Here is a 13,814-nt window from a genome sequence, read left to right on the forward strand (position 1 = left end):
AGCGTTCCTAATTTATCAATAAAAAAATAATTATGATAAAAAATAATATATTTACAGATAACGATTTAAGTAATAATTTTCTAAAAATTCTTTTTCGTTATGTTTTTCAGTCACTTGTAATTAATTCTTAAAAGTTGAAATAACTATTTCGTTAGTGAAAGAAGAAATAAGTGATTATAAGATTGAGTCTATGTTTTTAGTGATTCCATTAAAGGGTGGGATTGTGGAGCAACACAAGTAGAAAATGATCAAACTTTTTTAAAACACGCTCTTTCTTTTTATTCGTTCATCAATATTATTAGTATTAATTTGATCAAACATTGTTCTAAAGTAACACAAGATGAGGATTAAAAACTTTTTTATCCATTTTTGTATCAACTTTTTTGTCCTTTTACACTATACTTATTGAAATTTAATAGGGGGAAGTTTTAAAAAAATGAATTAATTGATCTTCAACAATCGGGCCGATTGCGGAGAAATACGCAGGTCTAAAACGACTTTATTGTTATTTATTTTTGGAAAATTGAGTATAGGATGAAGAAAATTAAATAACTACTTTTTTGAACACCGTTCCATTTTCGAATGGTGTTCTGCGTGTTTAGAGTATTAATATTAAACAACTTTATTGTAAATGATCACCTCGAATACGCTTATATGGACCCGCTCGAGTCCGCTCCCATGAAAACTCCCCTGATCTCACCCTCACAACTCTTCCTCGAATAAAGCGGTGGGCTATGCGGCAGGACCCTTTTAATATATAATCTCCTTTTTATAAAAGCATCCTGGTATATTGTTATGAAACGGAATTTTCAGGATGCTAGATGATATTTCTAACAAGAAGATGAAGCCACGATTGTGACTTCATCTTCCTGCATTTATCTGCGGTTTATGAGTTAGTCCGTAAAAACAAAAGGATATTAATAGAAGGAATCTTGGTGTGAATAGAAGAACTACTTAGAATAACTCTTTAGAATAGGGAGAGAAATAGGAGATGCGAATTTCAATAATTACAGATATTCACGGTAACGCACCAGCATTAAAAGCGGTTCTTCAAGAAATTGATAAAAGAAAAGATGTTGAACATATTTATTGCTTGGGGGATATGATTGGAATAGGTCCAGATTCAAATGAAGTATTAAGTATGTTGTTCTCTAGAAGTGATGTATCAATGATAACAGGAAACCACGATGAAGCTATTTTAGCTTTGTTAAAGGGACAAGAATATCCCAAAAGTCATTCTCAGATTAGAGAACATCACCAATGGATTGCAGACAGATTAGACCCATCCTTCATTATCAAATTAGAAAAGCTTCCTCGTATGATTAGAAAGAATATTAATGGTTGTCAACTGTTATTTATTCATTATCACATTGAAAATAGAAAACTAAATGAACACATTAGTAATGACCCTTTTAGTTCAATAGTAGAGCCAAGCCTTGAAAACGTAGAAGCTTTATTCAAGCATTATGATGAAGATTTAATTTGTTTTGGGCATCATCATCCAACTCATCTTTTCAGAGGGGATAATGCTATTTACTTGAACCCTAGTTCCTTGGGATGTAACAACAAACCAACTGCACCCTATGCAATTGTCACTGTTCAAGATGGTGAAATTGAAGTCAGTCTAAAAGAAGCCACATATAATAATTCATCATTTTTAAAATCTTATCATAAGCTACAAATACCAGACCGTGACTTTATTCTCAAAGTGTTTCACGGCAATCAAATTTAATAGTTTTGTCCAATTAACTTATGCGTTTCTGTATTAAGCAGGAACGCTTGTTTGTATTGTGTCTTCTCAATCATATGCATAGCTTCTATGACACACAGTATGTAACCTACTACGAATAAGGCAGATAACTTTATTGTCATTTTACAATTAGAGCATAGTTCTTAAAAACCTATACATAAAGGAATACAGAAGCTAGTATACTGAAACCTAATGAATAGAAGTTATTCTGTTTCAAAATAATAACGAAATGGAGATAATAGAATGAAAAAGGTTCTGGTTTTAGTAATTCTTATTACTGTCTAGTTAGCTCAATAGAATAAATATAATCTCTACTTTAAGTTAAAGGAATGAAAAAATGAGTTACAATATTAGTATATGGTCTGTAAATAAAACCTCATTTGAGAATGAAGTTTTTAACCAGGAGAAGATTAAGAGGCAAAATAACGGAATCATCTACGAAGATAAAAATTGGCAAATCACAGTAAGTGGTCCTTTTGAAGTAATGGAAGAAGATATTCCAGAAGAAGTGGTTGGTCAATTACCGGGAATCAAGTATTTTACAGAGATTATCTTAGAACCTTTCGATGCACCTAAACGGGCTTTACAACTAGTCAAGAAAATGACCAAAATTTTAGCTCAATCTTCTCATGGAGTAGTAGTTAATGAACAGGAAGGGACTATCTCGTCCCCATCGGGTGTGAAAAGGTTGGAAACCATCCCCGCAAAAGATGCTGATCCAAGTTATCTCCTAATGACATGGTGGTTCATGAATGATCATACGTTTATAAAAGATGGTTTTGAGACATTTTTAGATTTAATGGAATCCATGATGCCGGAAGCTTTACCTAGAAGATACGGAATTTATGAGCCACCACAATTTAAATTGGCGGACAAAGGAAAAGAACATTTTATCCAGTTTTTGTCTGAAAATTTACATGAAGGAATCGTTTGGTATCCAAGTAAACCTTTTACTTATATAAATATCCGTATTCCAGATAAAGTCGGTCCCACACGTCAAGGATTTAGATCATGTTATATCACGATAAAGTTTTTAGAAGAAGTGATGAAGCAACCAGGATGGTCTATGGAATTAAAGCGATTTTGGTTAAAAGCTTCGGACCAATTAAAACCGTTTTATGGTGAAATGAGAAAGGGACAAAACCCTAGAAATGGAACATGGTGGAGAGGTCTACCTAAAAGTTTGGGAAATGCTGCGATGTTAGGAAAGCCTTATATTGATCTATGGCCGGACTTTATCAAAGAAGCCAAACAAACCGAAGGCGGATTATTTTATATTGAAAATATAAAAGAGGATTACGAGGATCTTCATTCAATTATTACAGAAGTACCAGAGGATATTGTACAACCCAAGAATAAGAAAAAACATTCAAGAAATTGGCCATTTGAGGGACCATTTTTAAAATATAAATAATGTTGCATCCAACTATATAAAGTAAATAAGTAAGAAAAATAGTCGTTATACCTGGTGAACATCAAGTAATTTCTATATATAAAAAATGTTAGCACAGAGCAAGGACTGTGTCTGTGCTAATAATTATTTTATGACAATAAAAGTAACTCCTTACTATTGTTGAGGTGCGGAAGGAGTTGAAATACTTTGTAATGCCTGTTCTGCCTCGTTTGCATATTGATTTTGTACTGCTAAATCACCTAAAGCAACCATTCCTACTATTTGTCCATTTTCGATTACTGGCAATCGGCGAATTTGCTGCTGTGCCATCAAATTTGTTGCTTGATGAACATCCATATCAGGTGTACCTTGTACGATTTGCTGTGCAGTCATGACTTGAGATACTGGTGTTTGTGCACTTTCTCCTTGTGCTGTCGTACGAAGGGTAATATCACGATCCGTTACAATTCCAACCATTTGTCTGCTGTTATTTATTACTGGGATAGCTCCGATATTATATTCACTCATTAACGCTGCAGCTTCCTGTACGGTCTGTGTTTCGTTAACTGTAAGAACATTTGATGTCATGATATCTCTTAATTGTGCCATGAAATTACCTCCAAATATATTTGTCCTTTATAGGGTGGGGAACATTGGCGATATTATTAATGGTAACTTTTTTCTAAATATAAGCTGCACAGTTTTTTATATGACTTTTTGGAACAAACAGGTAAGACTAATGTCAGGTATGATGGTTTCAATGGCTACGGGAATGCTTACTGGAATTGCTGGTGGTACCATCATTGCCATTTATCATTCAGGAGATTTATTTCAATCTACAGTATGGGGAATTCTTGCAGGGGTACTTATTGGATTTATAACGGGGTTACCTTTCGGAATTTTAGCTGTGGCAGATGGTGTAGTGTCCGGTCTTATGGGAGGAATGATGAGAGCTATGCTTGGTGAAATGATTCCTTTCCAAAATATTGAACAGTTATTAAAGGTTTTATTTATTCTCTTTATCGGTATCCATCTACTCATGATTTATCTTCTTTTGTCTGAAATGAGGGAAAAAGAAACAAACTTGATGGTAAAGCTATTTAAAAACCCCTTATTTGCTGGCGGATTTTTAATTTGTTCTGTTTATTTATTAAACTTTACAGGGCCTATTATGGCAAAGGAGAATGGAAAAGAGCAGCATCAACATAATCAGGAAACTGTACCAAAAGAAAGCATGAGTATCTCTCTTTCCTTAGAGATTAAAGCGATGGATTTTAGCTATAAGCCACGAAATATAACCATTGATCGTGGGAAAGAGTATGAAATAACTTTAAAAAATGATGGGAAAGCCGAACATGATATTAATATCGTTAGTACCGAGGATTTTAATAAAAATAATGTAGACAATCTCCATAAAAATTATAATTTTCACCTTCATGTTCAAGTAGGGCAGTCTGCAACGGCAAAAATAAGTTCCCTGCCGAGGGGAAACTACATTTTTTATTGTACTATTCCTGGACATAAGGAAGCAGGAATGGTTGGGAATCTTAAAGTTTTATAGCTGAGCAGAAACAACATTTAGGATTTCAGCTCTTTCTTCGTTTGAAAACGGTACTTTTCGGAAGTAATAAACGTACTTGTATTTCTTCCCGGAACGATAGCGAAACTCAATTATGTAATTAGCAGCCATAAGATCATCCCATGCTGATTTAACTGATCTTTCACCGTGTTTTTTCGAAACGCTTATATAACTCCGTTTTATGTAGTTCCCATGTAGTAGGATAAGATAGCAAATTCACTAGTAAACCCAACGCTTCCAACGAAATAGGATTTTCGTTATTCTTTTGAACTGCCTGTGCTTCCATTAAAGTGCGCTTTAACAAAATAAGTATCACAGAAATGACCAAATTTTAAAAGAATAATTCAATTGAATAGATTAAGAGCGTGTTTTAATTAATCTTTTGTTGAAAACACGCTCTTTCTTATTATTCGTTTATCAAGGTTATTAGTATCAATTTGATTAAACTTTATTCTAAAGTCACAACATCTTAATTTTAAAGAAGGCAAATTATTATTTTTGCACATTTATTTGATATAGTAATTCCTATACAATTTTTGGGAGGTTTTTTTATGAGAAAAAACGTAATTGGGTTACATTTTTTTCAGTAATGATCGCTTTAATGTTTTTACTCGGAGCTTGTTCTAATGCTAACGAAGAAAAGCAAAGTAACTCTAATGATTCAAACACTGAAGATAGTATGGAAGGTATGGATCACGGCAGTATGGACATGGATTCTAAGGATAGCAAAGTAGTAAATCAGGATTTTGCTAAAGCACCTACAGAATTCAATGACGGCGCTGCTGAGAATGTAGTTATTCAAAATACAAAAAATATCACAAGGATTCCAAACAGTAATCCAATAGATGCTGCTATTTCTGTTTCTCAAACAATTTGGTCGGCTACACATAAGGAAAACCAACTGGGTGCTGTTATTTTAGCTCCTGTAGATAACTGGCAAGTGGCTTTAGCTGGTGCAGATCTCATTCACCATCCGAATAATGGGCCTATTCTATTTACAAATAAGAATGCCATCCCAGCTAAGGTTTTGAATGAGATTAAACGATTAAACCCTGCGGGCAATATGAATGGAACACAAGTCATGGTTTTGGGTGATGTTTCAAGCAATGCCACTGATCGATTATCAAGTTATAAAATAGAGCAAATCAAAGGAGCGACCCCGGCTGAATTTGCTAAAAATGTAGACAAAACGTATGCAGATGTTTTCGGCGGTTTTCCTAAGAGCGTAATTATTGTATCATCAGAAGACAAAAATAAATTGTACTCTATATCAGCTATAAACTGGATTGCACATATGCCTGAGCCAGTTCTGTTTGTTACAGAAAATGAACTTCCTAAAGAGACTCAAGACGCATTAAAGGAACGAAAAAAAACAAAGCAAATATTTATGTATTAGGACCTGAAAGTGTTATTTCAAAAGATGTTGAAGAACAATTAGGCGAATATGGAAACGTCACAAGAATTGCTGGAGCGGAACCTGTTACAACTTCTATAGAATTTGCAAAATTCAAAGATGAAGACACTCAATTTGGCTGGGGCTTAAAAGAACCGGGGCATGGAGTTTCCTTTGTCTCTACCGATACTCCAGAACTAGCTTTAGCAGCTGCGCCATTTTCACATCTTGGCAAACATGCACCAATCATTCGGTTAAACAAAGGGGAAGTTCAGAAGGAAACCTATGATTTCTTAGCCAGCATTAAACCAACCTTTAAGGAGGATCCAACAACTGGGCCTTATAATCATGGTTTCATTATAGGAGATAAGAAACAAATTTCCTTCCGAATTCAAGGGATTCTTGATGACAAACTTGAAATTGTTCAAGAAGATGGAGAAGGACATGAAGGTCATTAATAATTAAGAAAGAAGCGCGAATATTTAAATCCATAGGATAGTTAGTCCATTATGAGGGCTAATTATCCTTTTTTATTTACATAATTGATTATATAAATAATGGTATAAAATATGGTATAAGAGGTTTAATACGGAAATTCTATCAAGAACATTAGTTTGTTCGTTTGTTGGAGGACGTAGCCTCGGTTCGAGGAGCTTAAAGAAATATCAATAACGGTAGTCATTAGGGGTAGAAATACTACTAAAAATAATAATTGGTGGGAGTGTGTTCTCATGAGAGTGGAAGAGATATCTGTTGACAATAGAAAAGCCTACCTTCTACTGGATACAAATGGATTGCCCGTTGAACCTGTTGCAAAGTATATGAAATACCTCCATAACAGAGAAGACAGTAGCAACACTTTAAAGACTAACGGAGGTTAGTTGAAGAAGAAACTCAGATAGCATAGTCTGCAAAAAAGAAAGCAAACTAAAATAGTGGGTGCCAATAACGAAAAAAATTTGGAAAAAATAATACTCTGATATCTTTATATAGTGTATTTATAAGTGCTGGCATCCGAGTGGAATAACGAAATCAAACTACAAGGGTGGTGAAAAAATGTCTAAAAATAAGAATAAGCAATTTAAGAATAATAATGCTCTACCTAAAACAGATGTGGAATTTGCGAATAATGGACTTGAAAGAATAGCATTAAAAGCCCAAGAAAGCAAAAATAAGTAAACATATGTGACAGTCAAACTGCCCCTCAAAATTTAACTTGATTTTTTTGGGGATTCTAAAATTAATCGTCATAAGACCTTTTTTTATTTTAGGTTAAACAAATGGAATTAACGGGTGCAAGAGTTAAACAGGGGTTGCTGCGGCAATCCTTTTCTTTTTTGTACTAACGGTAGCAGTTTAGTTGAAGAAGCGATGATATAATATGTTATTAATTGTCTAATTAGAAAATAGGTTTACGGGAGGAATAAATGATTAAATTAATACATACAAAGTCTGATACCGCAATCATTGTAATACACGAAATTTATGGTATTAACCAACATATGAAGAGTTTTTGTGAATTATTATCAGAACAGCATTTTGATGTTATTTGTCCAAATTTATTAGAACGTGATACACCCTTTGATTATTCTCAAGAGCATTTAGCTTATCATCATTTTATGGAGAACGTAGGTTTTGAAAACGCATTACATAAAATAAAAGATGTTTTATCAGATATAAAAAATGAATACAAAAGTATATATGTTGTCGGATTTAGTGTTGGTGCCACTGTAGCTTGGTTATGTAGTGAAGAAGAATCTATTGATGGAGTAGTGGGGTACTATGGTTCACGTATTAGAAATTATGTTGCCATATCACCAAAATCTCCAATAATGCTATTCTTTCCGCAAGAGGAAAAATCATTTAATGTGGATGAGTTAATTTCAACTTTGGATAAAAAGAATATTAAGATATATAAATTTAGTGGCCAACATGGATTTAGTGACCCGTACTCGTCAAAATATAATGAAAAGTCAGCACAAGAAGCATTTAGACAAATGATAAATTTCTTTCAAAATATACTTTAATCTCAACTAACGTATTATTGAACTATCCTGAAAATAAAAACGTGGTGGTAGGGAAATTTGGGCATACGAAACTAGAACCAGTAAAATTTGTTTTTTAAAAAATCTGGGCTCTTAATTAGTTATATTTGTTGCGTCTCATTATGCTATGGATTCAATCGTTACTTTACAACCAAGTACCTCTAATCGTTTTATAGATTGCTTGATTACGATTTCTTTTTTTCGACCGTCAAAGTAATCTGCACCTAACTCAACATAATGTTGCCTCTTGTTTAAAAGATGATAAACAACTGTTAAAATGGTATGTCCCACGGCTACTGCTGCGCGTTTTTTTCCAACTCTTGCTGACAAACGTTGATATTGGGAAGAAAGATTGAATGAATTGGATTAGTTGGAACACCGTATGCGATGAAAGTTGCACGTACGGTGTGAACGGGGGGAAAAGGGAGCAATAGCTTTAAACCCTTACCTATCTGTATTAAAAAAAGACCTACATTGGTCCTTTTTGTTGTGAAGAAATTTACAGAACAAGCTTAACCAATTTAGGAAATTGAGTCGACCATTGTTCTATATTTAAAAATTTAGAAATATCTACTCTAGTCCCAATCATCACTAATAAACCTTCCTTGTGAATAATCTGATCCAGATAAGGAGAAATGATGATTTCTTCTTATCTAACGATAGCAATAACACTGACATTATGTTTAGCATGAATGTCAAGGTCCCGCAGACTTTTTTCAGCCATTTTTGAGGGTATCATGATTTCCTCTATACTGTGTTCTTTTGACAATTTAATATAGTTCAACATATTGGGTGATAGGAGATGATTGGCCACACGTTCTCCCATATCTTTCTCAGGATAAATAATCCAATTAGCCCTTACTTTATCTAAAACCTGTCCGTGTCGCATTCCAAGAGCCTTTGCAATTACTTTTTTAATTCCCAGTTCTTTAAGCGTAGTTAAACGTTTATTATATATCTTATCTTTTTATCCAAAAAGATACTTATCTCACGCCGACAAAAGCGACTACTTTTTTGAGTGTGGTTCCCTGAACTAATAGAGAAAATACAACATTACTAAACGTCATCGCTAAAAGCAGCTCTCGTCCTTCAAACTCCGGTGTAACACTTAATATAAGAGCAATAGAAAGAGAACCTTTCAATCCTCCCCAGGCAATTATATGCTTCCAGGAGGTAGGGATGTTTTTATCAAAAGCAAGACTGATATACACGGCAATAAATCGAGCCAAGAGTACGATTAGAATACTCCCAATAATCAACCATCCTTTATTTAAAAAATTAATACTACTGACTTCTAACCCTACCAATAAGAAAATGAGTGCATTCGAGAGGAAGGCAACAATTTCCCAAAAGGAATCCATTTTCTCATGTGTCAGGTCAGACATCCCGATATTTTTCCCATATGTCCCGAGGATTAAACCAGCTGTCACGACTGCGATCACACCTGAAACATGAAAATGTTCCCCAATATCAAAAGCACCGTAAAAGAGAACCATGGAAAGTCCGATTTCCACCAAATAATTGTCGATTTTGGACGTAATACGGGAAGCAACAAATCCGCATACTCCACCGATAAGGATACCTCCACTGACTACTTTTACGAACTCAATAGAAGCTTCAAGAGTGCCTGTTAGACTTAAAACAGTGGTCACAAGTGCAATTTTAAATAATACAACGGCTACTCCGTCATTCGCTAAACTTTCTCCTTCGACAATAATGGATAACCTTTTATTCAAGCCCATAGCCTTGAAAATACTAAGGACTGAAACAGGATCGGTGGCAGCCATCAATGCTCCGAAGATTATTGCTTGTTGTAGAGAAAGGTTCAGTAGAAAGTACATTAGAAAAGAAACGATTAAAAACGTCAAGAATGTTCCAACAAATGATAATAATAGGATAGGTTTCTTACTCCGGTTTAGTTCGTTAATTGGAAGTTTAAGCGCTGCATCTCCTAATAGAGCTGATAAAAAGATTAAAATGACTGTAGTTTGGAATACAGTATCAGTTGCAGCATAACTCTTGACCTCAGACAAGCCCGGAATAGGGAGAATCCCTATTATCAATCCAACAATAACAAGAAATGTAGGATACGGTTGGTTCGTTTTTTCTGCGATAAAAACAATCCCTACCGCGATAGCCAGTAAAATAATCCAATATGTAATCATCCTTATTCTCCCTTTCAATGGTGCATGTTACACCCATTAACGGCTGTATAACTACCCTTTATTACTAGCATTTACATTACTCAGGATTCATATAATAAAACCTACCTCTTGTAGTATGTTTTATATTTCCTTGGACTTGATTTTTTTAGCAAAGTCAGCCTTGTAACAGGTACATTGATTTGTCTTGGGGTTTATCTATTTCAGGTCATATTCAGTCATATCTGGTTGAAAAACTTTAGATTCGGTCCATTAGAATGGTTTTGGCGTTCATTAACATATGGCTATTTCCAACCAATGAAAAAAGAGGAGGGGCAAAAAATGAAAATTTAAATACAAAGTAAAGGAATCAACTTAGTATTATGACTACTCAGTTGATTCCTTTTTGTTTTCTAAAATGTTATTGTTCATGCTTTGATGATTTATTATTATGAGAATTCATCGGTACTTCTAAAAATAACCATTTTGGATACTATTTTATGGAATTCGTTATGATAAAATTGATACAACATGCGAGAGCGATAAATAAGAATTCCATCCAGTTAGGATAGGGTTCATTATACGTTTTCAACTCTTACTGTCTAGAATTACAATCAATCTAACAAAAAGGGGGAATTTGCATGAAAATTGCTTTAATTTCTGCGACAAAAGCATCTTTAGCTCCAATTGAAAGAGCGTTTTACGAAGAAGCACCAGACATTGAGTTGATTCATTTACTAGATACTGAATTACTTTCGATGATGGAGAAAGAGGGGGCACTTACATCAAACATCATTCTCCGTTTTTCTTCTCTTCTAAACATTGCTGTCTCTTCAGAAATCGATGCCATTCAGCTTACGTGTTCCGCTTTTAATAACATTACTAGCATCTTGCAACCTCTTTATAATGTAAAATTATTTCGTTCAGATGAAGCGATGCTAGATCAAGCACTTGCCTATGAGAGAATTGGATTAATTTCTACTGTATGAGAAACTCCCATTGCATTAACAAGTTATCTACAAGAGAAAAAAGAGAATGTTCAAGTAGAATCTATCGTAGATTCAGGACTCATTCATTTACTTTATCAGGGGAAAAAAGATAAACATGATGAACGAGTGAAAGACATGATTTATCAAATGGAAGGCAAAGTGGATGTCATTGTACTATCCCAGTACAGCATGGAACATATTGCTAATCAAGTGACTTGTTCGACGCCTATTTTAACCGCACCTAGAGCGGCAGCTAAACGTTGCTATACTTATTTGCAAAACCAATATAGCACTAACAAATCCTTTTAAATGGGCAAAATGTTCATTAAACAAAAGCTATTAGAAGCCAGTGAATGTAATTTCTGAAAAACTACATTCACTGGCTTCTTTTCATTTCGAATAAATAAAAATGAGTTATTGCAGGCTTATTTGACATGCCCTGCTTTTTACATCAACCATATTTTAGGCAAAACCTCGTCAGAATACATTTTTTTACATATCAATCATAATAAAGAGAATAACATATATTTTATGTATTTAGGAGGTAGCTGTATAGAATGATTAGATAAATCATCAATGATTTGAAATAGATTACTAGTTTCTAAATCACTCCCCCCTTATATAAAACAGCCCAATCGCTTTTAGGGGGAAACCCCTATATGATACGAAAGTTGATTTTTATATTATGAAGGAGTAAAAGGTGACTACGTTGCCAAATAAGGAGGACAAGCGTATGAAAACTTCATTTAAGGTAGTGATTGTTGGCGGAGGCACTGCAGGTATTTCTGTAGCAGCGCGCTTACTTCGAAAGTCGCATTCATTATCTGAGGACATCGCAATCGTGGACCCAGCAAATAAACATTATTATCAACCACTTTGGACGTTAGTTGGCGGAGGTGCTTCCAAGAAAGAGAATTCAGAGCGAGAAATGGAAAGCGTCATTCCGCAAGGTGCAACATGGATTCAGGCAGCTGTTCAATCGTTTACACCGGAACATAATCAGATTTATTTAAATAATGGAGAAATACTTAGCTATGAATATTTAGTTGTAGCAGGTGGAATCGAAATCAATTGGAACGCAATCAAGGGATTAAAGGAAGCACTAGGAACAAAACAAGTTTGCAGCAACTACTCATTCGAACATGTCGATTATACATGGGAAACGATTCGTTCATTTAAAGGAGGAACAGCCTTATTTACACACCCTGCTTCTCCAGTTAAATGTGGTGGAGCTCCTCAAAAAATTATGCATTTAGCAGAGGATTATTTTAGGAAAACTGAAGTGAGAGAAAATGTAAAGGTTGTCTTCGGTTCTGCAAATCCGGCTATTTTTGACGTGATAAAATATCGATTGGCTTTAGAAAAAGTAATTGAACGAAAAAATATCGATGCTCGCTTTCGCCGTAATTTAATCGAAATTAGGCCAGATGAAAAGCTTGCGATCTTTGAAAACCTAGATACGCAAGAAACAGAAGAGATTTCATACGACATGATTCACGTGACACCTTATATGCAGGCGCCTGCTTTCATTAAAGATAGCCCATTAGCAGATGAAAACGGTTGGGTAGATGTGAATATGTATACCCTTCAACATATTCGTTATGCAAATATTTTTGGGCTAGGAGACAGCGCTAATTTACCGACATCGAAAACAGGTGCAGCTATTCGTAAACAGGCTCCAGTCGTTGCGGAAAATGTTATCTCGCTAATGCGTCAGAAGCCGGTGACAGCTAAATATAACGGTTACTCCTCTTGTCCGATTGTTACAGGCTATAACAAACTTATTTTAGCTGAATTTGATTATAGTAAAGAACCTAATGAATCAATGCCATTTAACCAAGCAGTTGAGCGTGCAAGCATGTATGTAATGAAAAAAGATTTATTACCAATTATGTATTGGGATGGAATGCTCAAAGGTACAATGTGACCTGATGGAAAGGAGGGAGTCGTCATGACTATGAACAGCAATCATACTAGCGATGGTTTGCTTCAACTGCTTACGGAGCTTGAAAAGCCAGAAATTCAGGAATCATTGAAGAGTTTACTTCGGTATTTACCGAATATTCAAAAAAGTGTGGAAGTCGCAGAGAATGTTTTAGATTTTGGTAAATCTGTTTTTCAAGACGAACAAGCCTTAAATAAATACGAACATCTTGCGTCGACATACAATATGAACCTTGAAACGATTGAAGCTGGTATAGTGCTTATTGAAAAGCTACCGAAGCTTGTGAAAATGTTAGAACAGGTAGAAAATCTTATCGATTTTACAACTGCTGTACTGCAAGATAAACAGACGACAGAATATGTAGCAGCAAGCATGAAAGGCTATATTGATCCTATTATTCAAAAGGGAAATAAAGGGAGACAACTTTGGCAGGAACTACAACAGCAAGTTTCTAGCAATACACAGCCAGTTAAAATTATGTCTATTATTAAATGGATGAAAGATCCAACTGTACAAAAAGTATTACAATACGTGCAATCGACCCTCGAGGTTTTAAACAATAAAAATAAATAAAATTAA

At 34.6% G+C, this 13,814-nt stretch carries 11 protein-coding genes and 2 pseudogenes; 10 read left to right on the forward strand and 3 right to left on the reverse strand.

Features of this window, described 5'->3' with window-relative positions; genetic code table 11:
• Positions 1-991 precede the first annotated feature (991 nt).
• Positions 992-1,732 carry a metallophosphoesterase family protein gene (locus tag ACE199_RS15845; RefSeq protein ID WP_375350652.1) on the forward strand — a complete coding sequence of 247 codons (741 nt, stop codon included), beginning with the start codon at positions 992-994 and terminating at the stop codon, positions 1,730-1,732.
• A 355-nt stretch (positions 1,733-2,087) separates the two neighbouring features.
• Positions 2,088-3,164, forward strand: coding sequence for a hypothetical protein (locus tag ACE199_RS15850; protein WP_375350653.1), 1,077 nt, complete (start codon positions 2,088-2,090; stop codon positions 3,162-3,164).
• A 153-nt stretch (positions 3,165-3,317) separates the two neighbouring features.
• On the opposite strand, the gene ACE199_RS15855 is transcribed toward ACE199_RS15850, so the two are convergent.
• Positions 3,318-3,752: a CBS domain-containing protein gene (locus ACE199_RS15855; protein WP_375350654.1), complete on the reverse strand. Its 435-nt coding sequence runs from the start codon at positions 3,750-3,752 to the stop codon at positions 3,318-3,320.
• Between the two features lie 130 nt (positions 3,753-3,882).
• Here ACE199_RS15855 and ACE199_RS15860 point away from each other — a divergent pair, with 130 nt between their 5' ends.
• The 4 genes and pseudogenes from ACE199_RS15860 to ACE199_RS15875 all read left to right on the forward strand — a co-directional run bounded on the left by ACE199_RS15860 (position 3,883) and on the right by ACE199_RS15875 (position 8,142).
• Positions 3,883-4,704 carry a plastocyanin/azurin family copper-binding protein gene (locus ACE199_RS15860; RefSeq protein ID WP_375350655.1) on the forward strand — a complete coding sequence of 274 codons (822 nt, stop codon included), beginning with the start codon at positions 3,883-3,885 and terminating at the stop codon, positions 4,702-4,704.
• 607 nt (positions 4,705-5,311) lie between these two features.
• Positions 5,312-6,573 (forward strand): annotated as a pseudogene (locus tag ACE199_RS15865) (cell wall-binding repeat-containing protein).
• 598 nt (positions 6,574-7,171) lie between these two features.
• Complete coding sequence (locus ACE199_RS15870; RefSeq protein WP_375350656.1) at positions 7,172-7,294, forward strand: hypothetical protein; 123 nt, start codon at positions 7,172-7,174, stop codon at positions 7,292-7,294.
• Between the two features lie 248 nt (positions 7,295-7,542).
• A complete protein-coding gene (locus ACE199_RS15875) occupies positions 7,543-8,142 on the forward strand; it encodes a dienelactone hydrolase family protein (protein WP_375350657.1) in 600 nt (199 codons plus the stop codon).
• A gap of 138 nt (positions 8,143-8,280) precedes the next feature.
• On the opposite strand, the gene ACE199_RS15880 is transcribed toward ACE199_RS15875, so the two are convergent.
• Positions 8,281-8,451, reverse strand: coding sequence for a hypothetical protein (locus ACE199_RS15880; protein WP_375350658.1), 171 nt, complete (start codon positions 8,449-8,451; stop codon positions 8,281-8,283).
• Between the two features lie 692 nt (positions 8,452-9,143).
• On the reverse strand, positions 9,144-10,325 hold the full coding sequence (locus ACE199_RS15885) for a cation:proton antiporter (protein WP_375350659.1): 1,182 nt from the start codon (positions 10,323-10,325) through the stop codon (positions 9,144-9,146).
• Positions 10,326-10,454: 129 nt separating this feature from the next.
• On the opposite strand from ACE199_RS15885, the pseudogene ACE199_RS15890 reads away from it, so the two are divergent.
• The 4 genes and pseudogenes from ACE199_RS15890 to ACE199_RS15905 form a co-directional block, all read left to right on the forward strand.
• A pseudogene (locus ACE199_RS15890) lies at positions 10,455-10,655 on the forward strand (DUF418 domain-containing protein); the annotation flags it as partial.
• Between the two features lie 287 nt (positions 10,656-10,942).
• Positions 10,943-11,290: a hypothetical protein gene (locus tag ACE199_RS15895; RefSeq protein WP_375350660.1), complete on the forward strand. Its 348-nt coding sequence runs from the start codon at positions 10,943-10,945 to the stop codon at positions 11,288-11,290.
• A gap of 733 nt (positions 11,291-12,023) precedes the next feature.
• Positions 12,024-13,217: an FAD/NAD(P)-binding oxidoreductase gene (locus tag ACE199_RS15900; RefSeq protein ID WP_375350661.1), complete on the forward strand. Its 1,194-nt coding sequence runs from the start codon at positions 12,024-12,026 to the stop codon at positions 13,215-13,217.
• 24 nt (positions 13,218-13,241) lie between these two features.
• Entirely contained in the window at positions 13,242-13,808 is a 567-nt protein-coding gene (locus ACE199_RS15905; RefSeq protein WP_375350662.1) for a hypothetical protein, read from the forward strand.
• Positions 13,809-13,814: the final 6 nt, after the last annotated feature.

It is taken from the genome of Peribacillus sp. Hz7 (genome assembly GCF_042136355.1).
Classification (GTDB): Bacteria; Bacillota; Bacilli; order Bacillales; family DSM-1321; genus Peribacillus; species Peribacillus asahii_A.